Genomic DNA, 26,194 nt, shown 5'->3' with positions numbered 1-26,194 from the left:
CCCGCACCGGCCGGGCCGTCCACCGCCCCGCGAAGAGGCCCCCGAAAATAGGGCTGAACCGACCCACCTGGCCGGGGTAGAACAACGGTGATGACCACCACCCTGCGGCCGACCGAGCCGCTCCGGCACACCACCGACGGGGCCCGCTCCCGCCGTTTCCAGGTGTGCGTGAACAGCCGCCCGGTCGGCACCGTCCACCTCGCCACGGACCCCGTCTTCGGCCGGGCCGTCGCCGTGATCGGCGAGCTGCGCATCGACGAGGCCGACCGCAGGCGCGGACGCGGCACGGTGGCGGCGCTGGCCGCGGAGGAGGTGGCCCGCGGCTGGGGCTGCCGACGCATCGAGATCACCGTCCCCGCCGAGGGCCCGGCCCTGCGGATGATCACCGCCCTGGGGTACGTCGAGCGCAACCGGAACATGGCCAAGGAACTCGGCGCCCCCGCCCCCGTCCTGCCCGCCGGCAGTCTGGGCCGCCCCATGACCGAGGCCGAGTTCACCACCTGGCACGCCCGGGCCGTCGTGGACTACGCCCGCAGCTGGGCCGAGCGCGGCGTCCCGGAGGCCGAGGCCGACGAGAAGGCCCGCCGGGACCACGCCCGCCTCCTGCCCCGGGGTCTGGCCTCACCGGACACCCGGTTCAGCGTCCTGGAGCACGAGGGCACCGCGGTCGGGATGCTCTGGCTGGCACTCCAGGAGGAGCGGGCGTTCGTGTACAAGGTGCAGAGCGACCCGGCCCACCGCGGGCGCGGCCACGGCCGCTCCCTGATGCTGCTCGCCGAGGCCCAGTCCCTGGCCGCGGGGAAACCGGTCCTCGCCCTCAACGTCTTCGCCGGGAACACCCCGGCCGAGCGGCTCTACGAGTCGCTGGGGTACGTGTCGACACGCTACGACCTGTACAAAGACCTGCTCTGAACCCGCCCCGCCCGCTGCGGTCCGGCCGCGGTGCCGGGCGTCGTCAGCCCTGCGCCTCGGCCAGCAGCCGGTCGGCGATCTCCACGATGCGCTCGCGCAGGCCCTCCTGGGACGTGCCGCCGTCGAGCCGCTCACCGTCGATGACGTACGTCGGGGTGCCGGTCACGCCGATCGCCTTGCCCTCGGCGTGATCGGCGTCCACGGTCAGGATGTGCCGGCCGTCGATCAGAGCCGTGTCGAACTCCTCCGCGTCCAGACCGAGTTCACCCGCGACCTCCACCAGCAGGGGCTCCCCCCTGCGGCTCAGCTGCTCGACCCGGTCCAGCACCGCCTCGACGTACGGCCACCCCTGCCCCTGCTCGGCCGCCTCCTCGGCGGCCTGGGCGGCGGCGAAGGCATGCTTGTGCTTCTCCAGCGGGAAGTGCCGCAGCCGGATCTCCAGCCGGTCGCCGTAGCGCTCGCGCAGCGCGCGGAGGTCGTCCAGGGCGGTACGGCAGTCCGGGCACTGCAACTCGCACCAGACGTCGAGGACCGGTGCGGGGGAGACGGGGGCGGAGGAGGAGTCGCTCATGGGACCAGTCTCGCAGCCGCGCGGCACAGGTCCCGTCCCGGTCCCGTACCGGCCCCGCACGGCTGACGCGGCCGGTCACTCCGGCACGGAACGGACGATCCACTCGGGTCCGACCTGGTACGTCCTGTTCTGCTGGTGTCCGTTCATATTTGTTGGTATCCGTCCGGGGTTCGACCGGACGGCCCGGCTCCGCCGGAACCCGCCCCTCACCTGTGATGACCGGCACTTTCGGAGGACTCGACCCGGAGATGTCCCTGATGTCCGGCCAGGGCGTGGCCCGGGAGGGTGCGGGCGGTGCAGGATGGAAGGGACGAATGTGTTTCCGACCGACTCGGCCTGCCTGGAGGACCGGATGATTGCTGAGACCGTCTGTTCCGCCGTCTCCGCGGCCGGCCTGGGCATCGCCGCGGTCACGGCGTACCGCAAGCGTTACCTCGCGGCCGTCCGGATCGCGGCCTACTCGCTGGTGCCGGTCGGTCTGGTGATGACCGGGATCGTCGGATGGGCCGCCGACACCGCGTTCAGCCCGACGGCGTGGGTCGGCTTCGGCCTGCTCGGCGGTGCCTGGGTGCTCTTCGCGAGCACGCGCGCGGTGGAGCGACGGCGTGGTGGCACCCGCAAGGAGCGCAAGGCCGCCGCGGCGGCGGCCCAGCCCGACGCGGTGGCGCCCCGCGCCTCGGCCCCCTCCCTCGGCCAGTCCGCCCGCCCGGCCGCCCGGCCGAAGAGCGCGGGCCGCACGGACGCCACGGAGGACTTCAGCGACATCGAGGCGATCCTGAAGAAGCACGGCATCTGAGCCCGCCCCCCTCGGAGGCCCCGGGAGTCCGTTCCCAGCCCCCTGACGGGCCGTAGCAAGCCTTCCGGCAGGCGGTGTTCGACGGTCGACGCCCCCATAGCGGTCGTATGCCCGGCGCGTCTCGGTTTCGGGGTAACTGCCCCTCCACCCGGGCGTGTTAGGTGTGTCAAGAGTGCCTATTGCGCCATCATCACGGCGAGATGCTGGACACGACACAGGACGAGGCCGCGCCAGCTCAGGACGAGCCGCGCGGGTGCCTCTTCGCCCTTTCCCAGCCACCGTTGATGATCTTCCTAGCGGTGATCGGGTGTCTGCTCCTCATGGCTGCGCTGCACGACCTGCTGTTGCTGTGAGCCGTACCCGTGGTCCCCGGCGTCACCCGCCGGGGGCTACGAGAGAGGGGCGTCCGCGTCGGGACGGGGCCGGACAGGCCCGGACAGGGGTCGGCGTGCCGACCCGCGGCGCGCGGGAGGGCGACTCTCGGCCGGATATGGCCCGGGAGGATTGGCGGGATCTCTTCGCTCGGTCGAGCGGGTCGCGGTCGTGTCCGCGCTAGCCGGCCGCCTCCTTGCGGCGGGCCCGGTACGCGGCCACGTGGAGCCGGTTGCCGCAGGTGCGGCTGTCGCAGTACCGCCGGGAGCGGTTGCGGGAGAGATCCACGAAGGCATGACGGCAGTCGGGCGCCTCGCAGCGCCGCAGACGCTCCCGCTCCCCGGCCACCACGAAGAAGGCCAGTGCCATCCCGCAGTCGGCCGCGAGATGGTCGGCGATGGACGCGCCGGGGGCGAAGTAGTGGACATGCCAGTCGTAGCCGTCGTGGTCCGTGAGCCGGGGCGTGGTCCCCGCGGCGGCCACCAGCTCATTGATCATCGCGGCGGCGGCACGGGAGTCCGGGGAGGTGAAGATCGAGGCGAAGCGGCCACGGATCTTGCGCACGGCGGCGAGATCGAACTCCGAGAGCACACCGATGTCACTGATCTTGTGGTTCTGTACGAACTCCGACAGTGCCGCGACATCCGGCAGTCCCTCCGGGGTCTCGTCGTCCTCCGGGGCGGTGTTCACCAGATCCACCACGGTGTCGAGGGCACACCGGGTGTCGTGGGTGATCAGCACGTTTCGCTCCCTGGCCTGGGGTCGGGCGGACGCCCGCCGATGCTGGCCGATCGTAGTGGCTCCCGGGCCGAAGGAAAGCGGTCCGGCGGCCACGCACGGCCTGGCCGTACAACGCCGCGCCACCGGGATGCGTTCCCGGGGGGACGGCCACGGCGCCAGGGAAACGGGCGACCACGCACAGTGAACCGGCGCCGACGCGCGGAAACCCGCGGCGGCGACGCCGGTGTGTGCCGTATGCGGTTGTCCGAGCCCGAGCCGTCTCCCCGAGTTGGACGGCGCCGGGCGGCTCTGTGGATCTCTCGGCTAGCTCTCCGCCAGGATGTGCGAGAGCTCTTGATCCAGATCGAAGTGCCGATGTTCCGTGCCGGGTGGCACGGCGGCGTCGGTTCGCTTCAGGAACGACTCCAGTGCCCGCGCAGGGGCCTCAAGCAGGGCCTCGCCCTCCGGAGAGCTCAGGGCGATGCACACGACGCCCTGACCGTGGCTGCGCGACGGCCAGACGCGGACGTCGCCGGTGCCCGTGGGGCGGTGCAGCCCTTCGGCGAGCAGGTCGCGGGCGAACACCCACTCGACGGTCTCCTCGGCTCCGGTGTGGAAGGTGGCGTGCACGGCGTAGGGGTCGGCCGTGTCGTACCGCAGGCCCGCGGGGACGGGCAGGGAGGACTCGCTCGACACAACGAGGCGCAGGTGCAGCTCGCAGCTGACCGTGGTGTTCATAAGCGCCAGGGCCTTTCGCTCAGTGTGCGCTCGGGGATTCGCACGTCGGCGAAATCGACATGCCACCTACGGTGCCGTTGTAAACCCCTCTGCGTGTTTTGCCTGTCTTTACGTAACTCTTCCGGCCGAGAACCTCTTCGCCGGGTACGACCATTCCGGTGACCGGATTCGCTCCGGTAAGGTTTGGCTGTATGAATACGGGGCGTGACGAGCCGGGCGAGGTCGCCGTGGCCACTGACGACATCGGGACGACGCGTGAGACCAAGGCCGAGAAGGCCCTGGGCTCCAGGGCGCCGGAATTCATCAAGGCGCGCCGGTTGCTGCATGTGAGCTGGCAGGTCGGCGTCTTCGTGGTCGGTCTGGCCGTGGTGGCCGCCGGCGCCGCGATGCTGGTGCTGCCCGGCCCCGGCTGGGTGGTGATCTTCGGCGGCATGGCGATCTGGGCGACCGAGTTCGTCTGGGCGCAGATCGTGCTGCGGTGGACCAAACGCAAGGTGACCGAGGCGGCACAGCGTGCGCTCGACCCCAGGGTGCGCCGCCGCAACATCATCCTGACCTCGATCGGCCTTGTGATCATCGGCGTGCTCGCCGGGATCTATCTGTGGAAGTTCGGCCTCGTGATGCCCTGGAGCATCAAGAACCAGTGATCCGGGCGCGCGGCGCGGGCACCGTCTGACATGGGGTAATGTTCTCCCTGCGCCCGGGCGATTAGCTCAGTGGGAGAGCGCTTCGTTCACACCGAAGAGGTCACTGGTTCGAACCCAGTATCGCCCACCCGGACCGACGGCCCGTCTGCTTGGAAGCAGACGGGCCGTCGGCATGTGCGCTCCGGATATCCCACCGGACAGCGCTCCGTCAGGAGGACGCCGAAGTGCGGTCCGGGAAAATCCTTCCCGCGACCGGACGGTGACGGCCCGTTACCTGACCGACCGTCCGGTGCTTTCATTTCATTCTGAAAGAAGTCCATCACCTGAGCCATGGACGAAAGACACCGGACAAACTCTGGAACTCCGCTGCAATTCCCGGACGTACGACAACTGACTACCGATCCCGTCCCGGGCGTCCTAGTCCATCCGCCCCAGCGCGTCCCGTACCTTCCGGACGTTCCGCAGCCGCTGCTCATAGGTCGCGCCCAGCGCGAGCAGCACCAGTCCGGCCAGGGCCGGCGGCACCCAGCGCGGCATCAGGCCCGCCACCTGGACGAGATACGGGGCGAGTTCGTGCAGCGTCACCAGGACCAGGACGGAGCCGCCGAGGGCCAGCGGTGCCTGGAGCCGGTGGCGGGCGCCGACGAGGGTCACCGCCAGGGCCGCCGTGCCCAGCAGCAGCGGACGCTGCCAGTGCGTGTCGTCCCACGCCGTCACCAGACTCGGCACCAAGGTGACCGAGAGACCGGGGGCGTACGCCGTCCAGGACGACATCCGAGGATCGCCGTGCCGGAGCAGCAGACCGAACAGCAGCAGCGGGACACTGACCGGCAGCGTGTACGCCTCCGGCACGGTGACCTCCCAGCCCGCCAGCCGCACCCAGGCGGCCAGGACGAACAGGGCGGTGGCGACGTACCGCGCCGGGCGCCGGTCCGGACGCAGGGCCGTGCCCGTGGCGATCACCCCGCACAGCGCCAGCACCAGAGCCAGCACCGGCACATCGGTGACCGCGAGGGCGACCGCCACCAGCGCCGCCACCCCGCCCGTGATCTCCACGGCGAGCCCGGTCGCGTCCGGGAGGCGCGGGGCGAGCAGGGCGGCGGCCACCGGCACCAGCAGCACCGGCAGGGCGATCCACTCCGACGCCAGCCCGAGCGAGGCCCCCGCGGCACCGGCGAAGGCGGTCGCGTACGCCAGGGCGACGGCCGCCGGGAGCGGCCTGCGGGCACCGAGGGCGAACAGGGCCGTCAGGAACGCCAGGACGGTGAGGGTGGCCGGTTCGGAGGCGAGGGAGGTGAAGGCGAGGCTCACCGAGGTCACGACCGCGAGGACGACCGGCACGATCCGCTTCAGGGCCGACAGGGCCGCCGTCGTGACGGCCAGCAGCACCAGGGCCACCGCGTACGGCAACTCGAAGACGGCCGGCACGAGGACGACCGCCGCCCACCCCAGCCCCAGACCGACCTCCAGAGCGCGCGGACGCCAGGTCGCCTCCCGCACCACCGACGGCAGCAACGCCGCCACCATCACCAGGACGACCGGCGCCGCCACGGCGTCCGCCGGCCACGGCACCTCGCCCGAGCCCACGAACCCCGGGTGCGGCGGGGCGCCCTCCCACACCGACCCGACCCAGCCGAGCGGCCCCGCCAGCGCCACGGCGACCATCGGCAGCGTCCACACCACGGCCAGTGTCTGCACCCCGCCCGAGGCCCAGCCCAGCCCCTCCCGCACCGGCGCCGGTATCCGCGGCACCCGCAGCGCCGCCAACAGGGCCATACCGAACACCAGATGGACCGGTACCGCCCAGGAGTCCGGCAGGACCACCCGCGGCACCCCGGCCAGCGCCGGGACCGTCAGCGCGCCCCCGGCCACCGCGAGGCCGAGCGCGAGACCCGGGGTCGGGGCGCGCCACGCCGCCGTCAGCGCGATCGCCGCCGCGAAGAGAAGGAGCGCCGCCGCACGGGCGGCGGCGCTCGGACCGGTCGCCGTCCACGACAGCCAGCCGGCCGCCAGCACGCCCCAGCCGCCCAGACCGTACGCACCCGTCGCCGCGACGACGCGCACCGTGAGCCCGGACACCCGGAGCGCCACACCGGTGTCCAGCGCCGCCGTCACCAGCAGCGCGGTCGTGATCCCGTACGGCAGCGCGTCCGCCGCCACCGCCGCGAGCAGCAGCGGGAGTTGGGCCGCGCCCAGCGCCGCCGGGACCGGCAGCCGCAGCCCGGGCCCCGCGACCCGGGCCAGGCCGAGGCCGTACGCCGCCCAGACCGCCGCCAGTACGGCGGAGGCGACCGCCGCGTAGCCGGTGCCGTCCGTGTCCGCGAGCGCCACCGCGTGCAACGCGTAGGCGTCCAGGACGGTCAGCGCGAGGCCGAGGCCCGCCACCGTCTCGGCCGTCGACCGCAGCCCCCGCCGCAGCAGCGGCACCGGCACGGCGAGCGCCGCAGCCGTGACCACGCCCAGCACCACGGCCCGCCCCGCGATCCCCAGATCACCCCAGCTGACCAGGGTGAACGCCACCGCGGCGACCGTGAGCAGAGCGCCGCCCAGAAGCAGCAGCAGATTCTGCACGCCGGGCGCGGAGGCTTCGGGGCGCGGCGCGAAGGGCCCTGCGGCGCCGGGCGCGACGGGGCCGGACGCGGAGCCCGGGGCGAACGGCGCCCCCGGCGGCTGCGGGACCTGCGCCGACCGATGGAGTTGCGCGACCAGCCAGGCGCGACGCCCCAGCAACTGGGTCCGGCGGGCGTCGAGCCAGGACAGCTCGGCGTCCAGGAGTCGCAACTCCTCGGCCGGGGGCGGGATCTGTGTCATGACTGGCAGTGTGGCCGCCGTCACGTCGCCCGACATGAGCGCGGGTACTCAGAACGTACTCAGATCCCCCGCCCCGGGGCCGGGCACACTCCTCCCATGGACTGGAGCCGCTACCGCTTCCACACCCGCTGGACGCTGCCCGCGCCGCCCGCCGCCGTCTACGACGTGCTGGAACGCGCCGAGGAGTACCCCCTGTGGTGGCCCCAGGTACGCACGATCGACCGGATCGACGACACCTCGGGACGGATCAGCATCCGCGCGACCCTGCCGTACACCCTCACCTTCACCGCCCGGCAGACCCGGCGGGAACCGGACGCCGGGGTGCTGGAGATCGCGATGACCGGCGACCTGGAGGGCTGGGCGCGCTGGACGCTCACCGCGTACGGGGACGGCACCCTCGCGCGCTACGACCAGGAGGTCGCCGTACGCAAACGACTGCTGCGGCTGCTCGCCGTGCCGGGGCGGCCGGTGTTCCGCGTCAATCACACGCTGATGATGCGGGCCGGACGGCGCGGGCTGCTCACACGGCTCCGGCAGCGGTGAACGAGGGGACACGGTGGGCAGGGCGGCGGCGCGAAGCGGTTTGAACGAAGCGTGCGAAGACCTGTATGGTTCAGTGCGTTCCCGGGCGATTAGCTCAGTGGGAGAGCGCTTCGTTCACACCGAAGAGGTCACTGGTTCGAACCCAGTATCGCCCACCGGGAGAAGGCCGGTCCGCCGCAGCGGACCGGCCTTTCGCGTCCCCCCGGCCGGGTCCTACGCCGCCGCCCGCAGGTCCGGACGCAGCGGCCACGCCGGATCCACCGGCTCCTCGCTGCCGGTGCGCGCGAACCACGCCTGCAAGCCACGCGCCTGCGCCGCGTGCCACACCGCCTGGAGGGTGTGCAGTTCGGCGGGGGAGAGCCGTTCGAGCCGGGCCGCGAACCGTCTGCCGATCGCCCGGACGAGATCCAGTGACGCCTGCGCGTCCACCGCCGCGTCGTGCGCGCCGTCCAGCGGGACGTCGTAGTACGCGCACAGGTCGGTCAAGGTGCGCAGGCCCTTGCGGTAGCGGTCCAGGTGTTTGTCCAGCACCCTCGGGTCGAGCACCAGCAGCGGGGCCGACTCGAACCAGCGGGCCAGCGACGAGGCCCGGTGGCGGCGCAGCTCACGGTCGAGCAGCGTCAGATCGAACGGGGCGTTCATCACCACCAACGGCCGCCCCGCGGCGGCCTGTTCGGACAGCGTGGTGGCTATCTCCTGCATCACCGGCGCCGGCCAGCGGCCGTGGTGCGCCAGATGGTCCTCCGTCAGCCCGTGCACCGCCGTCGCGGCCTCGGGCACCGGTACCCCCGGATTGACCAGCCAGCGGCTCACCCGCGGCCGTCCTCCCGGTCCGTCCTGGACGACCAGGGCGGCCGACACGATCCGGTCGCTCTCGACGTCCACACCTGTCGTCTCCGTGTCGAATGCCGCCAGAGGTCCCTCGTACCAGTACGCCATAGCACCACAACCCCTCGTTCACCCACGGCAGTTGACGTACCGTCTTCCGCCGGTCTGGTGATACCCGGGCCGTTCGCGCACTACGCCGTGAGGCGGCCACGGGAGTACGGGAACGCGCAGTCCGGCGACGGTTCACCGGTCCCGTCCTGCGTGCCGCGCCCCGGCACCCCCTCCCGGCCCGCGAGCCACCCCGGTCAGGGCGGCGGCCCGGCGCGGTACCGGGAGGCGCTGTGACGCGGGCGGGACGGAGCGTCACCGTTTCGCGGTGGGGACCGGTGGCTCGGTAGGATCCTTAGGCATTGCCATGCCATGCCCCGCGCATGGATGCGAACCCCTTCAGTCAGGAGAGACCGGTGTCAGACGTCCGTGTGATCATCCAACGCGATTCCGAGCGGGAAGAGCGCACGGTGACGACGGGCACGACGGCCGCCGACCTCTTCGCCGGTGAGCGCTCGATCATCGCCGCGCGGGTGGCCGGCGAGCTGAAGGACCTCGCCTACGAGGTGGCCGAGGGCGACGCGGTCGAGCCGGTGGAGATCTCCTCCGAGGACGGCCTGAACATCCTGCGCCACTCCACCGCCCACGTCATGGCCCAGGCCGTGCAGGAGCTGTTCCCCGAGGCCAAGCTCGGCATCGGCCCCCCGGTCAAGGACGGCTTCTACTACGACTTCGACGTGGAGAAGCCGTTCACGCCCGAGGACCTCAAGGCCGTCGAGAAGAAGATGCAGGAGATCCAGAAGCGGGGTCAGCGCTTCTCCCGCCGGGTCGTCACCGACGAGGCCGCCCGCGAGGAGCTGGCCGGCGAGCCGTACAAGCTGGAGCTGATCGGCCTCAAGGGCACCGCCTCCAGCGACGACGGCGCGGACGTCGAGGTCGGCGCCGGTGAGCTGACGATCTACGACAACCTGGACGCCAAGACCGGCGAGCTGTGCTGGAAGGACCTCTGCCGGGGCCCGCACCTGCCCACCACCCGGCTGATCCCGGCGTTCAAGCTGATGCGCAACGCCGCCGCCTACTGGCGCGGCAGCGAGAAGAACCCCATGCTCCAGCGCATCTACGGCACCGCCTGGCCGTCCAAGGACGAGCTGAAGGCACACCTGGAGTTCCTCGCCGAGGCCGAGAAGCGCGACCACCGCAGGCTGGGCAGCGAGCTGGACCTGTTCTCCATCCCGGAGCAGATCGGCTCCGGCCTCGCCGTCTTCCACCCCAAGGGCGGCATCATCCGCCGGGTCATGGAGGACTACTCGCGCCGCCGCCACGAGGAGGAGGGCTACGAGTTCGTCTACACCCCGCACGCCACGAAGGGGAAGCTCTTCGAGACGTCGGGGCACCTGGACTGGTACGCCGACGGCATGTACCCGCCCATGCAGCTCGACGACGGCGTGGACTACTACCTCAAGCCCATGAACTGCCCGATGCACAACCTGATCTTCGACGCGCGCGGCCGTTCCTACCGTGAACTGCCGCTGCGGCTCTTCGAGTTCGGCACGGTGTACCGGTACGAGAAGTCGGGTGTCGTGCACGGGCTGACCCGCGCGCGGGGCTTCACCCAGGACGACGCGCACATCTACTGCACGCGCGAGCAGATGTCGACGGAGCTGGACCGGACCCTCACCTTCGTCCTCGGCCTGCTGCGGGACTACGGTCTGACCGACTTCTACCTGGAGCTGTCCACCAAGGACCCGGAGAAGTTCGTCGGCTCCGACGAGGCGTGGGAGGAGGCGACCGACACCCTGCGCGAGGTCGCCGAGAAGCAGGGCCTCCCCCTGGTCCCCGACCCGGGCGGCGCCGCCTTCTACGGTCCGAAGATCTCCGTCCAGGCGAAGGACGCGATCGGCCGGACCTGGCAGATGTCGACGATCCAGCTCGACTTCAACCTGCCGGAGCGCTTCGACCTGGAGTACACCGCGGCCGACGGCTCCAAGCAGCGGCCGGTGATGATCCACCGCGCGCTGTTCGGCTCCATCGAGCGGTTCTTCGCGGTGCTCCTGGAGCACTACGCGGGCGCCTTCCCGGCCTGGCTGGCGCCGGTCCAGGCGATCGGCATCCCGATCGGGGACGCGCACGTGGAGTATCTGGAGCGGTTCGCCGCCACCGCGCGGAAGAAGGGGCTGCGGGTCGAGGTCGACTCGTCCTCCGACCGGATGCAGAAGAAGATCCGCAACGCCCAGAAGGCCAAGGTGCCGTTCATGGTCATCGCGGGCGACGAGGACATGGCCAACGGCGCGGTGTCCTTCCGCTACCGGGACGGGTCCCAGGAGAACGGGATCCCGGTCGAGGCGGCCATCGAGAAGATCATGAAGGTCGTGGCGGAGCGGGAGCAGATCTGACCCGTCCGGGACGGCGGGCCCCCGGTGGTGTCACACCGCCGGGGGCTCCTCCTCGTCCGGCCGCATGAAGCGGTGGATCAGCCACGACGAGAACGACCCCGTCACCGCCCCCAGCAGCGCCAGCCCGCCCGCCATCATGCCGGTCGCGATCACCCGGCCCATCGGGGTGATCGGCACGATGTCGCCGTAGCCGACCGTGGCGAGGGTGGAGCACGCCCACCACACCGCGTCCCCGAAGGTCAGCATCGTGGCGCCGGGCGCGTACCGCTCCTGCGCGTAGACGGCCAGCGCGCCCGCGAAGCCGACCAGCACGGTGGCCACGCCCGCGTAGAACATCACCCGGCTGTACAGCGGGAGGCGGGGCCTGCCGCGGCGGCGCTGGACGGCGTCGTAGAAGCGGATGATCTGCAAGGGACGCAGCAGCGGCAGCAGGAGGACGAGGGTGTCCAGGCCGTGGGTGCGTACGAAGCTCCACCCCCGGCCGCTGAGCCGCCAGCGGACCCCGTAGTCGACGGCGAACAGGGCCCAGGTCGCCAGCAGAACGGCGAGGCACAGAGCGCTCCAGCCCTCGGGCAGACCGGGGGCGAGGATACGGGTGGCGTACGCCGCGAGATAGACGAGCGATGCCCCGAACAGCGGCATCTCGGTGCGGTCCTCCCAGCGGGCCACGCGGGTCACGTCGTCCATCGGCCCAGCTTGACCCGGAGGGCGCCGTGGCGCTCCCCGGCGACACGCCGCGAACGGGCGAAGCCATATGCTTCCCTGCATGACGAGTGAGCCGGAGCAGCAGATCGGAGTGGGCACGCAGGACGCGTTCCAGCGTCTGTGGACGCCCCACCGGATGGCCTACATCCAGGGCGAGAACAAGCCGACCGGTCCGGAGGCCGGTGACAGCTGTCCCTTCTGCGCGATCCCGGCCAAGTCCGACGAGGACGGGCTGATCGTCAGGCGGGGCGAGCGGGTGTACGCGGTGCTGAATCTGTACCCGTACAACGGCGGCCATCTGATGACGGTCCCGTACCGCCACGTCGCCGACTACACCGAGCTGACCGTCGAGGAGACCGCCGAGCTGGCCGAGCTGACCAAGCAGGCGATGACGGCCCTGCGCGCCGCGTCCGGGGCGCACGGGTTCAATATCGGCATGAACCAGGGTGTGATGGCGGGCGCCGGTATCGCCGCCCATCTGCACCAGCACATCGTGCCCCGATGGGGCGGCGACACGAACTTCATGCCCGTGGTGGGCCATACGAAGGTGCTGCCGCAACTGCTGGCGGACACCAGGACGATGCTGGCGGAAGCCTGGCCCGGTGGGTAGCCGGTCCGGCGGGTAGCCCGTCCGGCGGGTGAGGACGAGGCCCGTCCAGGGCCGAAGCGGGGGTCCGGGGGCGGCAGCCCCCTGACCGGCCTGCGGGCTGCCGCGCCTGGACCGGCCTGCGGGCTGCCGCGCCTGGACCGACCCGCACTCTCACGAGCCTCCCCGAGCGCGCCGGAGGCTCACGCGTCGTAGAGGTCCGCCTTCTTCGGTGCCGCGTCCTGGATCGCCGTCGACAGCGACGACGAGCGGGAGCCGAACTTCTCCGTGTTGACGCCGTTCTCCTCCAGGACCTTGATCGCGGCGGAGTGGACGACCCGCAGCACGGGGGTGGCCGCGCGCAGCGCGTCGTCGGCCATGAAGCGATGCCGCCAGGGCTGGTCCGCCCAGGCGTGCCGCAGACCGAACGGCTCGGGCAGGCTCACGGATCCGCCGAGCCAGTTCAGCAGCGGCGGGTACCAGGTCAGCGGGGCGCGCACGGCGAGCCGTACCACCTCGTTGGTGCTGACCAGCGGCAGCTTCACCGTGCGGTTCTCCCAGGGCTTGAGGGCCTTCTGGACCGACTTGGTGGGGGCCGAGGACTTGGTGGTGAACAGGGAGTTCACCGGGCCCAGCGCGTGTCCGGTGACCTCGATGCGCAGGGTCGCGTGCAGTACGGTCACGGTGATCATCATGGTGATGACCAGCTGACCGTCCCACAGCGTCCACTGCACGCCCAGGTAGTGGCGGTCGCCCGCGCCGAACTGCTGCTTGTTGCAGATCTCCTGTATGGCGTGCGGCTTGACCTGGAACGCCTCGACGTCCGTGCCCTCGGGGCGGGAGACCGAGCCGGCGTTCTCACCGATCGGGGTCACGATCCAGTGCCGTATGGAGGGGGTGGGGAAACCGCCGGTGTTGAGCGGGCCGCGCTCCAGCATGCGGAGCTGGTCGTGGATGGAACGTATGACGTCCCAGCTGCGGAAGGGGTGGATCTCGCGGTCCGGGTCGGCGGGCACCAGGTCCTCGGCGAGCTGCCAGGCACCCCAGCGGGTGCCCATCCCGAGTATGCCCTTGGGGCCGGCGTAGAAGACGGAGTTGGACTGCTGCTCGGCGCCGAGCCGGGCCAGCGACTGGCGCAGCTCTTCGGCGGCGGTCTCACCGGGGTTGCTGGGGACCGCCTCGGGCACCTTGGCACCGACGCTGCTGCCGGAGAGCAGGCCGTCCCAGCGCGCCCGCAGGTCCTTCGAGGTGCGCTCGCAGATCTGCTTGGCCCAGAACCAGCCGACGACGGGCAGCACCACCGCCGCGCGCGCGTACCAGGCCCAGAAGCCCGTGAAAGGCATCTGGACGAGGAAGACCACGGCGACCACGCCCACCCCGAGGAGCAGCGCGGTGCCGAACGCGGAGGCACGTTTGTCGTCCCGCTTGTCGATCATCACGCGGATCGAGAAGACCGCCAGCCACAGCAGCAGGCCGGGCAGGAACAGCAGCCCGCAGACCACCATGATCGCGGAGAGCATGTTGTCCCGTTCGCGGCGGATGCGGTTGGCCGCGAGACAGTGCTCGACCACGACCTGCGGCTCGGTGCCGAAGGACTGGATGAGCGCGCCGCGGCCCTTGCCGAGCATCCGGTCGACGATGGCGCGTGAGTACGCCTCGCCGAGGTTGGGCCGGAAGATGGCCGCCCATTTACGGCCTTCGTTCACCGACGACTTGTGCCAGTCGTTGTCCGCGTTCTTGATGTCGCCCATCGGGTTGTCGCGGTAGGCCATGGACGCCAGGGCGTACGTGGGCGCCTGGCCGCCGTCGCCCATGCGCGGCACTTGCGGCCCGAAGAAGTCCGCGTACCCGCCGTCAGCGGTCATTCCCGCCCCCGATCGCCGTCCGATGTCGCTTCTGCCGCACTTCCCGACTTCCCTGCCCCGCACACCTGTTGGCCGGTCGTACGTCCGGAACATCTGTCCGGTACGACCTGCCGCCTGATCACGTGATCAGCGTAGCCGCCGCCACCGACATCCGTCGGCGGACGGCAGAACGCCGTCCGCCGGGCCCGTACCGGATGTGTGCCCTGTGGGGCGCGGTTCGCTAGCTGGCGCGGAGGTGTTCCCGGAGGCGTTCGGCGACTTGTGGGGGCATCGGCTCGTGGCGGGCGTACGCCCGGTGGAAGCGGGCGGTGCCGTGCGACAGGGAGCGCAGGTCCACGGCGTAGCGGCCGATCTCGATCTCGGGCACCTCGGCCCGTACGAGTGTGCGTGCTCCGCTCGTCTGCTCGGTGCCCAGCACCCGGCCGCGGCGGCCGGACAGATCGCTCATCACCGCGCCCACGTAGTCGTCGCCGACCAGGACGCTCACCTCGACCACCGGCTCCAGGAGATGGATCCGGCTGTCGCCCGCGGCCTCGCGCAGGGCCAGCGCGCCCGCCGTCTGGAACGCGGCGTCGGAGGAGTCCACCGAGTGGGCCTTGCCGTCCAGCAGCGTCACCCGCACGTCCACCAGCGGGTACCCGGCGGCGACGCCCTTGGCGGCCTGGGCGCGTACGCCCTTCTCGACGGACGGGATGAACTGGCGGGGGACCGCGCCGCCGACGACCTTGTCCACGAACTCGATGCCGGAGCCGTTCGGCAGCGGCTCGACCTCGATCTCGCAGATGGCGTACTGGCCGTGCCCGCCGGACTGCTTGACGTGCCTGCCGCGTCCGGCGGAGCGGTCCGCGAAGGTCTCCCGCAGCGACACCCGGTGGGGCACGACGTCGACCTGGACGCCGTAGCGGGCGCGCAGCCGCTCCAGCGCCACATCGGCGTGGGCCTCGCCCAGGCACCACAGGACCACCTGGTGGGTGCTCTGGTTCTGCTCCAGGCGCATGGTGGGGTCCTCGGCGACGAGACGGGCGAGGCCCTGCGAGAGCTTGTCCTCGTCGGGCTTGCTGTGCGCCTGGATCGCCAGCGGGAGCAGCGGGTCCGGCATCTCCCAGGGCTCCATGAGGAGCGGGTCGTCCTTGGCCGAGAGGGTGTCGCCGGTCTCCGCGCGGTTCAGTTTCGACACGCTCGCCAGATCGCCCGCGATGCAGTGCGTGACGGCGCGCTGCTGTTTCCCGAAGGGCGCCGACAGGGCGCCGACGCGTTCGTCCACGTCGTGGTCCTCGTGGCCGCGGTCGGTCAGTCCGTGCCCGGAGACGTGCACCGTCTCGTCGGGACGCAGGGTGCCGGAGAAGACCCGGACCAGGGAGACCCGGCCGACGTACGGGTCGGAGGAGGTCTTCACCACCTCGGCGACCAGCGGGCCCCCGGGATCGCACGGCTTCAGCTCGCGCGGCCTGCCGTCGACCGTGGTGACCCGGGGCGCCTCGCGCTCCAGCGGGGTCGGGAAACCGCCGGTGACCAGGTCCAGGAGTTCCACCGTGCCGAGGCCCTGCCGGGCGCCCTGCGGGGCGGGGGCGGCGGCCAGCACCGGGAAGAAGACGCCGCGCGCGACGGCCCGCTCCAGATCGTCGATCAGCGTCTTGAGGTCGATCGGCTCACCGCCGACGTAGCGGTCCATGAGGGACTCGTCCTCGCTCTCGGCGATGATTCCCTCGATCAGCCGATCGCGGGCCTCCGCGATGAGCGGGAGCCGGTCCGCGTCCGGGTCGGACTCGACGCGCTCGCCGGTCGAGTAGTCGAAGAGCTGCTGCGACAGCAGCCCGATCAGCCCGGTGACCGGCGCGTGTCCGTCGGGCCCGGCCGGGCCGCGCAGCGGCAGGTACAGCGGCAGCACGGCGTCCGGGTCGTCGCCGCCGAACGCCTGCGCGCAGATCCGGGTCATCTCCTCCAGGTCCGCCCGCGCGGACTCCAGATGTGTCACCACGATGGCGCGCGGCATGCGGACGGCCGCGCACTCGTCCCAGACCATGCGGGTGGCGCCGTCCACGCCGTCCGACGCCGAGACGACGAAGAGGGCCGCGTCCGCCGCCCGCAGACCGGCCCTGAGTTCCCCGACGAAGTCGGCGTATCCGGGGGTGTCCAGCAGATTGACCTTGATGCCGTTCCACTCGACCGGCACCAGGGAGAGCTGTACCGACCGCTGCTGCCGGTGCTCGATGTCGTCAAAGTCGGAGAGGGTCGCGCCGTCCTCCACGCGGCCCGCGCGGTTCACCGCCCCCGCGGTCAGCGCGAGAGCCTCCACCAAGGTCGTCTTGCCCGATCCGGAGTGGCCGACCAGCACCACATTCCGTACGGACGTGGGATGGTCGGCCGCCCTAGCCCTGCCGGCGGCTCCGGGGTGTGCGTTCGCCTTGTCGCCCATGGCCTTGCCTCCCGTGCACGGTGAGGTCGTCGGGGCGCGGACGCAGAGGGGCCGCGTGCGGTGGCGGCTCCGGTGACGCCCGCGGTCCTTCGAGATTCCCACTCCCGTCACGGTGCGTCCATACGGGCGACGCGAACCGGACGCCCGCCCCGGGACGCCGGTGCGGCTGGGCACCGTCACCCTCCGTGGGTGCCCGGCGGTCGTACAAGCGCCCGCGTGGCTACCATGGGCCAGCCGGTGGCCAGCAGGGGCCGCGCGGCGACAGCGACCCTTTGGAAGGCCATGCTGAACAAGTACGCGCGTGCATTCTTCACGCGTGTCCTCACACCGTTCGCCGCATTTCTGATCCGCCGAGGGGTCAGCCCCGACACGGTGACGCTGATCGGTACCGCGGGTGTGATGGCGGGCGCGCTGGTCTTCTACCCCAGGGGCGAGTTCTTCTGGGGCACGGTCGTGATCACGCTCTTCGTCTTCTCCGACCTGGTCGACGGCAACATGGCCCGCCAGCTCGGCCGCACCAGCCGCTGGGGGGCGTTCCTCGACTCCACCCTCGACCGGGTCGCCGACGGCGCGATCTTCGGCGGCTTCGCGCTCTGGTACGCGGGGCAGGGCGACAACAACGTCCTGTGCGCGGTGTCCATCTTCTGCCTGACCAGCGGCCAGGTGGTGTCGTACACCAAGGCGCGCGGCGAGTCGATCGGGCTGCCCGTCGCCGTCAACGGTCTGGTCGAGCGGGCCGAGCGGCTGGTGATCTCGCTGGTCGCGGCCGGTCTCGCGGGCCTCGACACCTTCGGGGTGCCGGGCATCCACTGGCTGCTGCCCATCGCGCTGTGGATCGTCGCCGTCGGCAGTCTCGTCACCCTCATCCAGCGGGTCGTCACCGTACGCCGGGAATCCGCCGAGGCGGAGGCGCAGGCGGATGCCGAGGCCGAGGCCGGGACGGCGGGCTCCGGCGGGCGCGACAATGGGCCCCGGGGCGGCGCGGCCCAGGCCGACGCGTCCCATGGGAGCGAGGCGGCGAAATGAGCGCACGGGAGCGGTGGACCGACGCGCTGTACGGTGCGGGCTGGGGCACCGTGAAGAGGCTCCCCGAACCCGCCGCGGTCCGGCTCGGCACGACGATCGCGGACCTCGCCTGGAAGCGGCGCGGCAAGGGCGTGCTGCGGCTGGAGAGCAACTACGCGCGCGTGGTGCCGGACGCGGGCCCTGAGCGGCTCAGGGAACTCTCGCGCGCGGGCATGCGGTCCTACCTGCGCTACTGGATGGAGTCCTTCCGGTTGCCCGCGTGGAGCGCCGACCGGGTCAGGAACGGCTTCGAGGCCAAGGACATCCACCACCTCACCGATGGCCTCGCCACCGGCAGGGGCGTCATCCTCGCCCTGCCGCACCTGGCCAACTGGGACCTGGCGGGCGCCTGGGTCACGACCGAGCTGAAGACCCCGTTCACCACGGTCGCCGAACGGCTCAAGCCCGAGACGCTCTACGACCGCTTCGTCGCCTACCGCGAGGGCCTCGGCATGGAGGTGCTCCCGCACAGCGGCGGCACCGCCTTCGGCACCCTGGCCCGGCGGCTGCGCGACGGCGGCCTGGTCTGCCTGGTCGCCGACCGGGACCTGTCCGCGTCCGGGGTCGAGGTGGACTTCTTCGGCGAGACGGCCCGGATGCCCGCGGGCCCCGCCCTGCTCGCCCAGCAGACGGGCGCCCTGCTGCTGCCGGTGACCCTCTGGTACGACGACTCGCCGGTCATGCGGGGACAGGTGCACCCTCCGATCGAGGTGCCCGGCTCAGGTACCCGCGAGGAGAAGACGTCTGTGATGACACAGGCGCTGGCGAACGCCTACGCCTCGGGGATCGCCGAGCATCCGGAGGACTGGCACATGCTTCAGCGGTTGTGGGTCGCGGACCTGGAGCCCCGTCCGGCGGACGAGGAGCGCACGTGAGGATCGGCATCGTCTGCCCGTACTCGTGGGACGTGCCGGGCGGCGTCCAGTTCCACGTCAGGGACCTGGCCGAGTACTTCGTCCGCGAGGGCCACGAGGTGTCCGTCCTGGCCCCGGCCGACGACGACACCCCGCTGCCGCCGTACGTCGTCTCCGCGGGCCGCGCGGTGCCGGTGCCGTACAACGGCTCGGTGGCCCGGCTGAACTTCGGCTTCCTGTCCGCCGCGCGCGTACGGCGCTGGCTGCACGAGGGCCGGTTCGACGTCGTCCACATCCACGAGCCGGGCACGCCCTCCCTCGGCCTGCTCACCTGCTGGGCCGCCCAGGGCCCGATCGTGGCGACCTTCCACACCTCCAACCCGCGCTCACGCGCGATGATCGCCGCGTACGCCATCCTCCAGGCGGCCCTGGAGAAGATCAGCGCCCGGATCGCGGTCAGCGAGTACGCCCGCCGCACGCTGGTCGAACACCTCGGCGGCGACGCCGTGGTCATCCCCAACGGCGTGGACGTCGGCTTCTTCGCCCGCGCCGAGCCCCGGCCCGAGTGGCAGGGCGACACCATCGGCTTCATCGGCCGCATCGACGAGCCCCGCAAGGGCCTGCCGGTCCTGATGCGCGCCCTGCCCGAGATCCTCGCCGAGCGCCCCAGGACCCGGCTCCTGGTGGCGGGCCGCGGCGACACCGAGGAGGCGGTGGCCGACCTGCCGGCCGAACTCCGCTCCCGGGTGGAGTTCCTCGGCATGATCAGCGACGAGGACAAGGCCCGCCTGCTGCGCAGTGTCGACCTCTACGTCGCCCCCAACACCGGCGGCGAGAGCTTCGGCATCGTCCTCGTCGAGGCCCTGTCGGCGGGCGCCCCCGTCCTCGCCTCCGACCTCGACGCCTTCGCCCAGGTCCTCGACCAGGGCGCCGCGGGCGAACTCTTCACCAACGAGGACGCCGACGCCCTGGCCAAGACGGCGGTACGGCTGCTCGCCGACCCGGAGCGCCGAGCGGAACTGCGCCGGCGCGGCAGCGCCCACGTCCGCCGCTTCGACTGGTCGACGGTCGGCGCCGACATCCTCTCCGTCTACGAGACGGTGACCGCGGGCGCGGCAGCCGTCGCGACGGACGAACGAACCGCGGGCGGCGGCCTACGCGCCCGACTGGGGTTGGCACGAGACGGAGGCCGGGAACCAACGTCCTGACCGGGGTCGGTCCCGTCCTGGTCCGGTTTCGTCCGGGGTCGGTCCCGTCCGGGGTCGGTCCCGTCCGCCGGCGGGACGTCCGCAGCCGGGCCGCCGTAGGTTGCGCCTAGGCTAACCGCCTGTGACCGCAACCCTGATCTGGATTCTCGTCGTCCTCGTGGCGATCGGCCTCTACCTCAGTTGGACGGCCGGTCGGCTGGACCGGCTGCACGCCCGGATCGACGCCACCCGCGCCGCGCTCGACGCCCAACTGCTCCGCCGCGCCTCGGTGGCCCAGGAACTCGCCACCTCCGGGGTGCTGGATCCGGCCGCGTCGATCGTGCTGTACGAGGCCGCGCACGCGGCGCGTCAGGCCGAGGAAGAGCAACGGGAGGTCGCGGAGAGCGAGTTGAGCCAGGCCCTGCGGGCGGTCTTCGCCGACCCGCACCAGGTGGAGGGCGTCCGCGAGGTGCCCGGGGGAGAGGCCGCCGCCCACGAACTGACCGAGGCGGTACGGCGGGTGCCGATGGCCCGGCGCTTCCACAACGACGCGGTGGGCGCGGCCCGGCGACTGCGGGAGCACCGCAAGGTCCGCTGGTTCCGGCTGGCCGGCCACGCCCCGTTCCCCCTGGCCTTCGAGATGGACGACGAGCCCCCCGCGGCCCTGGTGGACCGGGCGGCCTGAGCCGGGAGCGCTGGTGGACCGGGCGGCCTGAGACAGGAGCCCGGTGGACCGGGGTCGCCGATGCCCCGCGCCGCCGCTTCCGCCCCTCCCGCCTGCGAAAACGATCCACCCACTCCCTATTGGCCCTTGCTGTGGCCTGGTTCCCGGGCGTTTCCTCGGTGCAGAACACATCCTCTTCACCGAGTGAGGTCCACCCGTGTCCACCACGCTTCCCGACTCCGCCCAGACCCCCGAGACCGGCACCGCGCGCGTGAAGCGCGGCATGGCCGAGCAGCTCAAGGGCGGCGTGATCATGGACGTCGTCACGCCGGAGCAGGCGAAGATCGCCGAGGACGCGGGCGCCGTCGCCGTCATGGCCCTGGAGCGCGTCCCCGCCGACATCCGCAAGGACGGCGGGGTGGCCCGTATGTCCGACCCGGACATGATCGAGGGCATCATCGGCGCCGTCTCGATCCCCGTGATGGCCAAGTCCCGTATCGGGCACTTCGTCGAGGCCCAGGTGCTCCAGTCCCTCGGCGTCGACTACATCGACGAGTCCGAGGTCCTCACCCCGGCCGACGAGGTCAACCACTCCGACAAGTGGGCCTTCACCACGCCGTTCGTCTGTGGCGCCACCAACCTCGGCGAGGCGCTGCGCCGGATCGCCGAGGGCGCCGCCATGATCCGCTCCAAGGGCGAGGCCGGCACCGGCAACGTGGTCGAGGCCGTCCGCCACCTGCGCCAGATCAAGAACGAGATCGCCCGCCTGCGCGGCTACGACAACAACGAGCTGTACGCCGCCGCCAAGGACCTGCGCGCCCCCTACGAGCTGGTCAAGGAGGTCGCCGAGCTGGGTAAGCTCCCGGTCGTGCTGTTCTCCGCCGGCGGGGTGGCCACCCCGGCCGACGCCGCGCTGATGCGTCAGCTCGGTGCCGAGGGCGTCTTCGTCGGCTCCGGCATCTTCAAGTCCGGCGACCCCGCCAAGCGCGCCGCCGCCATCGTGAAGGCCACCACCTTCTACGACGACCCCAAGATCATCGCGGACGCGTCCCGCGACCTCGGCGAGGCCATGGTCGGCATCAACTGCGACACCCTCCCCGAGACCGAGCGCTACGCCAACCGCGGCTGGTAAGCACCGATGAGCAGCCCTGTCGTAGGCGTCCTGGCACTTCAGGGCGATGTACGGGAGCACCTGGTGGCCCTGGCCGCGGCCGATGCCGTGGCCAGGCCGGTGCGGCGGCCCGAGGAACTGGCCGAGGTGGACGGTCTGGTCGTCCCCGGCGGCGAGTCCACCACCATCTCCAAGCTGGCCGTCCTCTTCGGCCTGATGGAACCCCTCCGCGCGCGCGTACGGGACGGTATGCCCGTCTACGGCAGCTGCGCGGGCCTGATCATGCTGGCCGACAAGATCCTCGACCCGCGCTCGGGCCAGGAGACCATCGGCGGCATCGACATGATCGTGCGCCGCAATGCCTTCGGCCGCCAGAACGAGTCCTTCGAGGCGGCGGTCGACGTCAAGGGCGTCGCGGGCGGTCCGGTGGACGGCGTCTTCATCCGCGCCCCCTGGGTGGAGTCCGCGGGCGCCGCCGTCGAGGTGCTCGCCGAGCACGAGGGACACATCGTCGCGATCCGCCAGGGCAACGCGCTCGCCACGTCGTTCCACCCGGAGCTGACCGGCGACCACCGGGTGCACGCGCTGTTCGTGGACATGGTGCGCGCAGGCCGGCCGGCCGAGTCCTTGTAGGATCTCTGGCGTTCCTACAGAGATTGGTTACGCGAAGGAGACAGGCAGATGTCCGGCCACTCTAAATGGGCCACGACGAAGCACAAGAAGGCCGTGATCGATGCCAAGCGCGGCAAACTCTTCGCGAAGCTGATCAAGAACATCGAGGTCGCGGCGCGGATGGGCGGCGCCGACCTGGACGGCAATCCGACGCTGTACGACGCCGTGCAGAAGGCCAAGAAGCAGTCGGTCCCGAACAAGAACATCGACTCCGCGGTCAAGCGCGGCGCCGGTCTCGAAGCCGGCGGCGCCGAGTACGAGACGATCATGTACGAGGGCTACGGCCCCAACGGTGTCGCGGTGCTCATCGAGTGCCTCACCGACAACCGCAACCGCGCCGCCTCCGAGGTGCGCGTCGCGATGACCCGCAACGGCGGCTCCATGGCCGACCCGGGCTCGGTGTCGTACCTGTTCCACCGCAAGGGCGTGATCATCGTCCCCAAGGGCGAGCTGAGCGAGGACGACGTCCTCACCGCCGTCCTGGACGCCGGGGCCGAGGAGGTCAACGACCTCGGTGAGTCCTTCGAGGTGCTCAGCGAGGCCACCGACCTGGTCGCGGTCCGCACCGCGCTCCAGGAGAGCGGCATCGACTACGACTCCGCCGAGGCCAACTTCGTCCCGACCATGCAGATCGAGCTGGACGAGGACGGCGCCAAGAAGATCTTCAAGCTGATCGACGCGCTGGAGGACAGCGACGACGTGCAGAACGTCTTCGCGAACTTCGACGTCAGCGACGAGATCATGGAGAAGGTCGACGCGTGACGCACGCGACGGGCCGACCGGCTTGACGGCCGCACCTGCCTGAGGGGCCGACGGGATGCTTCCCGTCGGCCCGTCGCTTTGCCGGGCCCGCTCCGGGGGCGTTGTCGGGGCGTTGTCAGTGGCACCCGATAGCCTGCGGAAACAGGCGAGAGAGGGAGGGGCCGGTGCGGGTACTCGGGGTGGACCCCGGTCTGACGCGATGCGGGGTCGGCGTGGTCGAGGGGGTCGCCGGACGCCCGTTGACCATGCTCGGCGTCGGTGTCGTGCGCACCCCGGCGGACGCCGACCTCGGCCAGCGCCTGGTCGCCGTCGAGCAGGGCATCGAGGAGTGGCTGGACCGCCACCGGCCGGAGGTCGTCGCCGTGGAGCGGGTCTTCAGCCAGCACAACGTCCGTACGGTGATGGGCACGGCCCAGGCCAGCGCCGTCGCCATGCTGTGCGCCGCCCGCCGGGGCATCCCCGTCGCACTGCACACGCCCAGCGAGGTCAAGGCCGCCGTCACCGGTTCGGGCCGTGCCGACAAGGCCCAGGTCGGCGCCATGGTCACCCGCCTGCTCCGGCTCGCCGCGCCCCCCAGACCGGCCGACGCCGCCGACGCCCTGGCCCTCGCCATCTGCCACATCTGGCGTGCCCCCGCACAGAACCGCCTCCAGCAGGCCGTCGCCCGACAGACGACCAGGACGCGGGGGAGCGCCGCGGTGCGGGCACCCGCACGCGCCGCGGCGACACCGCCCACGGACGGCACCGCCCGGCCCGAGCCCCCCGCCGCACCCTCGTCGCCATCCAAGAGACGCTCCCCGAGCCCCTCCCCATCGAAAGGCCGTACGGCATGATCGCCTTCGTCAGCGGCGCGGTCGCCGCGCTCGCCCCGGACTCCGCCGTGGTCGAGGTCGGCGGGGTCGGCATGGCCGTCCAGTGCACGCCGAACACCCTGTCCACGCTCCGCCTCGGCCGCCCGGCCAAACTGCACACGTCCCTGGTGGTCCGCGAGGACTCACTGACTCTGTACGGCTTCGCGGACGACGACGAGCGCCAGGTGTTCGAGCTGCTCCAGACCGCCAGCGGGGTCGGCCCCCGCCTCGCCCAGGCGATGCTCGCCGTGCACAGCCCCGACGCCCTGCGCCGGGCCGTGGCCACGGGGGACGAGCGGGCCCTGACCGCCGTACCGGGCATCGGCAAGAAGGGGGCGCAGAAACTGCTGCTGGAGCTGAAGGACCGGCTCGGCGAACCGCTCGGCGCCCCCGCGGTCGGCGCCCCGGTCACCTCCGGCTGGCGCGACCAGCTCCACGCCGCCCTGATCGGCCTCGGCTACGCCAGCCGCGAGGCCGACGAGGCGGTCACCGCGGTCACCCCCCAGGCCGAGGCCGGCGCGGGCACCCCGCAGGTCGGCCAGCTCCTGAAGGCAGCCCTGCAGACCCTGAACAGAGCGCGCTGAGTCCACCCCGTCCGGGCGTCAGCGGGGCCCGCTGGACCTGACCGACCGACGGCACCGACGGTGAGGGCAGGCCCACCGGCCCCCCCCACGCCGCCGACCCTGGCGGACCGAGCCCCCCCCCGCGGTCGAACCGTCGTAGAGCCGCGGCGGCCACCCGCACCCCCCTCCGGGACACGCCAGGCCCTACCGTCGGAGAGACCACCGCCGCCCCCAGACCGCCCGGCCCACCCCCGCAACCACCCGGCCGCCACCCAAGGAGAACCGCAGTGAACTGGGACGACACGACCGACACCCCCGACGGTGAGCGGCTCGTCGGGGCGTCAGCCGATCGTGAGGACCAGGCCGTCGAGGCCGCGCTGCGCCCCAAGGACCTGGACGAGTTCATCGGGCAGGAGAAGGTGCGCGAGCAGCTCGACCTCGTGCTGCGCGCCGCCCGCGCCCGCGGCGCCACCGCCGACCACGTGCTGCTCTCCGGCGCCCCGGGCCTCGGCAAGACCACCCTGTCGATGATCATCGCGGCCGAGATGGGCGCCCCCATCCGAATCACCTCCGGCCCCGCCATCCAGCACGCGGGCGACCTCGCCGCGATCCTCTCCTCCCTCCAGGAGGGCGAGGTGCTCTTCCTGGACGAGATCCACCGCATGTCCCGCCCCGCCGAGGAGATGCTGTACATGGCGATGGAGGACTTCCGCGTCGACGTGATCGTCGGCAAGGGCCCCGGCGCCACCGCCATCCCCCTCGAACTGCCGCCCTTCACCCTGGTCGGCGCCACCACCCGGGCCGGACTCCTGCCGCCCCCGCTGCGCGACCGCTTCGGCTTCACCGCGCACATGGAGTTCTACGAGCCCACCGAGCTGGAGCGGGTCATCCACCGTTCGGCCCATCTCCTGGACGTGGAGATCGACGCCGAGGGCGCCGCCGAGATCGCCGGCCGCTCCCGCGGCACACCCCGTATCGCCAACCGCCTGCTGCGCCGCGTCCGCGACTACGCCCAGGTCAAGGCGGACGGGCACATCACCCGCGAGATCGCCGGAGCCGCCCTCAAGGTGTACGAGGTGGACGCCCGCGGCCTCGACCGGCTGGACCGGGCCGTCCTGGAGGCCCTGCTCAAACTGTTCGCCGGCGGACCGGTCGGACTGTCGACACTCGCCGTGGCCGTGGGCGAGGAGCGCGAGACGGTCGAGGAGGTCGCCGAGCCCTTCCTGGTCCGCGAGGGCCTGCTCGCGCGTACGCCCCGTGGTCGCGTCGCCACGCCCGCGGCATGGGCGCATCTCGGCCTCACCCCGCCGGGCTCGGGCATCTCGGGAAACGGACAACAGGACCTGTTCGGGACGTGACGGCGAGCGCACTGGCCCACGCAGGAACCCCGGTGCCATGCTGAGCGTTGTTCCATGCGCGCGGACTCGCTTAGACTCCGCCGATGCCGCCCTTGTCGGCAGCAAACAAAATCCCCCGACGATCAGGCCGCTCCCCATCGCGGTCGTTGTGAAGGA

General features: G+C 71.9%; 25 protein-coding genes and 2 tRNA genes. 19 read left to right on the top strand and 8 right to left on the bottom strand.

All coding sequences use genetic code 11. The features are described from left to right. Positions 1 to 90 precede the first annotated feature (90 nt). Positions 91 to 912, top strand: a complete 822-nt coding sequence (locus tag ACIQNG_RS29685; RefSeq protein WP_401489265.1) for a GNAT family N-acetyltransferase — start codon at positions 91 to 93, stop codon at positions 910 to 912. Between the two features lie 43 nt (positions 913 to 955). On the opposite strand, the gene ACIQNG_RS29680 is transcribed toward ACIQNG_RS29685, so the two are convergent. Next, the gene (locus ACIQNG_RS29680; protein WP_401429321.1) at positions 956 to 1,483 is read right to left on the bottom strand and encodes a DsbA family protein; all 528 of its coding nucleotides are present in this window, start codon (positions 1,481 to 1,483) and stop codon (positions 956 to 958) included. Positions 1,484 to 1,835: 352 nt separating this feature from the next. Here ACIQNG_RS29680 and ACIQNG_RS29675 point away from each other — a divergent pair, with 352 nt between their 5' ends. Together ACIQNG_RS29675 and ACIQNG_RS29670 are read left to right on the top strand one after the other, a co-directional pair. Beyond that, complete coding sequence (locus ACIQNG_RS29675; protein WP_401489264.1) at positions 1,836 to 2,279, top strand: hypothetical protein; 444 nt, start codon at positions 1,836 to 1,838, stop codon at positions 2,277 to 2,279. Between the two features lie 200 nt (positions 2,280 to 2,479). After that, positions 2,480 to 2,632, top strand: a complete 153-nt coding sequence (locus ACIQNG_RS29670) for a hypothetical protein (RefSeq protein ID WP_401429326.1) — start codon at positions 2,480 to 2,482, stop codon at positions 2,630 to 2,632. Between the two features lie 199 nt (positions 2,633 to 2,831). Here ACIQNG_RS29670 and ACIQNG_RS29665 read toward each other — a convergent pair whose 3' ends face one another. Next, positions 2,832 to 3,392, bottom strand: a complete 561-nt coding sequence (locus ACIQNG_RS29665; RefSeq protein WP_401429329.1) for a CGNR zinc finger domain-containing protein — start codon at positions 3,390 to 3,392, stop codon at positions 2,832 to 2,834. 303 nt (positions 3,393 to 3,695) lie between these two features. Beyond that, positions 3,696 to 4,109 carry an SsgA family sporulation/cell division regulator gene (locus ACIQNG_RS29660; RefSeq protein WP_004002642.1) on the bottom strand — a complete coding sequence of 138 codons (414 nt, stop codon included), beginning with the start codon at positions 4,107 to 4,109 and terminating at the stop codon, positions 3,696 to 3,698. A 191-nt stretch (positions 4,110 to 4,300) separates the two neighbouring features. Here ACIQNG_RS29660 and ACIQNG_RS29655 point away from each other — a divergent pair, with 191 nt between their 5' ends. Then, positions 4,301 to 4,756, top strand: a complete 456-nt coding sequence (locus ACIQNG_RS29655; protein ID WP_401429332.1) for a TIGR02611 family protein — start codon at positions 4,301 to 4,303, stop codon at positions 4,754 to 4,756. 55 nt (positions 4,757 to 4,811) lie between these two features. Next, a tRNA-Val gene (locus ACIQNG_RS29650) sits at positions 4,812 to 4,883 on the top strand. Positions 4,884 to 5,173: 290 nt separating this feature from the next. Here ACIQNG_RS29650 and ACIQNG_RS29645 read toward each other — a convergent pair. Further along, positions 5,174 to 7,567 (bottom strand): SCO7613 C-terminal domain-containing membrane protein, encoded by a 2,394-nt coding sequence (locus tag ACIQNG_RS29645; RefSeq protein WP_401489261.1) that lies wholly within the window; start codon positions 7,565 to 7,567, stop codon positions 5,174 to 5,176. A gap of 96 nt (positions 7,568 to 7,663) precedes the next feature. Here ACIQNG_RS29645 and ACIQNG_RS29640 point away from each other — a divergent pair, with 96 nt between their 5' ends. Continuing rightward, positions 7,664 to 8,110 carry an SRPBCC family protein gene (locus ACIQNG_RS29640; RefSeq protein ID WP_401489259.1) on the top strand — a complete coding sequence of 149 codons (447 nt, stop codon included), beginning with the start codon at positions 7,664 to 7,666 and terminating at the stop codon, positions 8,108 to 8,110. An 83-nt stretch (positions 8,111 to 8,193) separates the two neighbouring features. Further along, positions 8,194 to 8,265, top strand: a tRNA-Val gene (locus ACIQNG_RS29635). 58 nt (positions 8,266 to 8,323) lie between these two features. On the opposite strand, the gene ACIQNG_RS29630 is transcribed toward ACIQNG_RS29635, so the two are convergent. Next, positions 8,324 to 9,049, bottom strand: a complete 726-nt coding sequence (locus tag ACIQNG_RS29630) for a 3'-5' exonuclease (protein WP_401429339.1) — start codon at positions 9,047 to 9,049, stop codon at positions 8,324 to 8,326. Between the two features lie 353 nt (positions 9,050 to 9,402). On the opposite strand from ACIQNG_RS29630, the gene thrS reads away from it, so the two are divergent. Further along, positions 9,403 to 11,379: a threonine--tRNA ligase gene (gene thrS, locus ACIQNG_RS29625; RefSeq protein ID WP_401429342.1), complete on the top strand. Its 1,977-nt coding sequence runs from the start codon at positions 9,403 to 9,405 to the stop codon at positions 11,377 to 11,379. A gap of 30 nt (positions 11,380 to 11,409) precedes the next feature. On the opposite strand, the gene ACIQNG_RS29620 is transcribed toward thrS, so the two are convergent. Continuing rightward, positions 11,410 to 12,066 carry a potassium channel family protein gene (locus tag ACIQNG_RS29620; RefSeq protein WP_401429344.1) on the bottom strand — a complete coding sequence of 219 codons (657 nt, stop codon included), beginning with the start codon at positions 12,064 to 12,066 and terminating at the stop codon, positions 11,410 to 11,412. A 67-nt stretch (positions 12,067 to 12,133) separates the two neighbouring features. Between ACIQNG_RS29620 and ACIQNG_RS29615 the strand changes: the two genes are divergently transcribed. Further along, entirely contained in the window at positions 12,134 to 12,694 is a 561-nt protein-coding gene (locus ACIQNG_RS29615; protein WP_401429346.1) for an HIT family protein, read from the top strand. Between the two features lie 179 nt (positions 12,695 to 12,873). On the opposite strand, the gene ACIQNG_RS29610 is transcribed toward ACIQNG_RS29615, so the two are convergent. Together ACIQNG_RS29610 and ACIQNG_RS29605 are read right to left on the bottom strand one after the other, a co-directional pair. Then, a complete protein-coding gene (locus ACIQNG_RS29610; protein WP_401429348.1) occupies positions 12,874 to 14,535 on the bottom strand; it encodes a hypothetical protein in 1,662 nt (553 codons plus the stop codon). 220 nt (positions 14,536 to 14,755) lie between these two features. Then, a complete protein-coding gene (locus tag ACIQNG_RS29605) occupies positions 14,756 to 16,951 on the bottom strand; it encodes an elongation factor G-like protein EF-G2 (protein WP_401489256.1) in 2,196 nt (731 codons plus the stop codon). Between the two features lie 225 nt (positions 16,952 to 17,176). On the opposite strand from ACIQNG_RS29605, the gene pgsA reads away from it, so the two are divergent. The 10 genes from pgsA to ruvB all read left to right on the top strand — a co-directional run bounded on the left by pgsA (position 17,177) and on the right by ruvB (position 26,038). Then, positions 17,177 to 17,977: a phosphatidylinositol phosphate synthase gene (gene pgsA / locus ACIQNG_RS29600; protein WP_401489299.1), complete on the top strand. Its 801-nt coding sequence runs from the start codon at positions 17,177 to 17,179 to the stop codon at positions 17,975 to 17,977. After that, entirely contained in the window at positions 17,974 to 18,891 is a 918-nt protein-coding gene (locus tag ACIQNG_RS29595) for a phosphatidylinositol mannoside acyltransferase (protein WP_401489254.1), read from the top strand. Before pgsA ends, ACIQNG_RS29595 begins: the two co-directional genes overlap by 4 nt. Then, the gene (locus ACIQNG_RS29590) at positions 18,888 to 20,078 is read left to right on the top strand and encodes a glycosyltransferase family 4 protein (RefSeq protein WP_401489252.1); all 1,191 of its coding nucleotides are present in this window, start codon (positions 18,888 to 18,890) and stop codon (positions 20,076 to 20,078) included. Before ACIQNG_RS29595 ends, ACIQNG_RS29590 begins: the two co-directional genes overlap by 4 nt. Positions 20,079 to 20,199: 121 nt before the next feature. Next, positions 20,200 to 20,742 (top strand): hypothetical protein, encoded by a 543-nt coding sequence (locus tag ACIQNG_RS29585; RefSeq protein ID WP_401429357.1) that lies wholly within the window; start codon positions 20,200 to 20,202, stop codon positions 20,740 to 20,742. A 196-nt stretch (positions 20,743 to 20,938) separates the two neighbouring features. After that, positions 20,939 to 21,853, top strand: a complete 915-nt coding sequence (gene pdxS, locus ACIQNG_RS29580) for a pyridoxal 5'-phosphate synthase lyase subunit PdxS (protein ID WP_401429359.1) — start codon at positions 20,939 to 20,941, stop codon at positions 21,851 to 21,853. Between the two features lie 6 nt (positions 21,854 to 21,859). Continuing rightward, on the top strand, positions 21,860 to 22,465 hold the full coding sequence (pdxT, locus tag ACIQNG_RS29575; RefSeq protein ID WP_401429361.1) for a pyridoxal 5'-phosphate synthase glutaminase subunit PdxT: 606 nt from the start codon (positions 21,860 to 21,862) through the stop codon (positions 22,463 to 22,465). Positions 22,466 to 22,513: 48 nt separating this feature from the next. Then, the gene (locus ACIQNG_RS29570) at positions 22,514 to 23,266 is read left to right on the top strand and encodes a YebC/PmpR family DNA-binding transcriptional regulator (protein WP_401429363.1); all 753 of its coding nucleotides are present in this window, start codon (positions 22,514 to 22,516) and stop codon (positions 23,264 to 23,266) included. Positions 23,267 to 23,430: 164 nt separating this feature from the next. Then, the gene (ruvC, locus tag ACIQNG_RS29565; RefSeq protein ID WP_401489249.1) at positions 23,431 to 24,099 is read left to right on the top strand and encodes a crossover junction endodeoxyribonuclease RuvC; all 669 of its coding nucleotides are present in this window, start codon (positions 23,431 to 23,433) and stop codon (positions 24,097 to 24,099) included. Continuing rightward, positions 24,096 to 24,701 carry a Holliday junction branch migration protein RuvA gene (gene ruvA, locus ACIQNG_RS29560; RefSeq protein WP_401429367.1) on the top strand — a complete coding sequence of 202 codons (606 nt, stop codon included), beginning with the start codon at positions 24,096 to 24,098 and terminating at the stop codon, positions 24,699 to 24,701. Before ruvC ends, ruvA begins: the two co-directional genes overlap by 4 nt. Before the next feature lie 266 nt (positions 24,702 to 24,967). Further along, positions 24,968 to 26,038, top strand: coding sequence for a Holliday junction branch migration DNA helicase RuvB (gene ruvB, locus ACIQNG_RS29555; RefSeq protein ID WP_401429369.1), 1,071 nt, complete (start codon positions 24,968 to 24,970; stop codon positions 26,036 to 26,038). Positions 26,039 to 26,194 lie beyond the last annotated feature (156 nt).

Source organism: Streptomyces sp. NPDC091377, assembly GCF_044757045.1.
Taxonomy (GTDB): Bacteria; Actinomycetota; Actinomycetes; order Streptomycetales; family Streptomycetaceae; genus Streptomyces.
The sequence above is the reverse complement of the archived record's forward strand: the minus strand, read 5'-3'. Positions and strand labels throughout refer to the sequence as shown.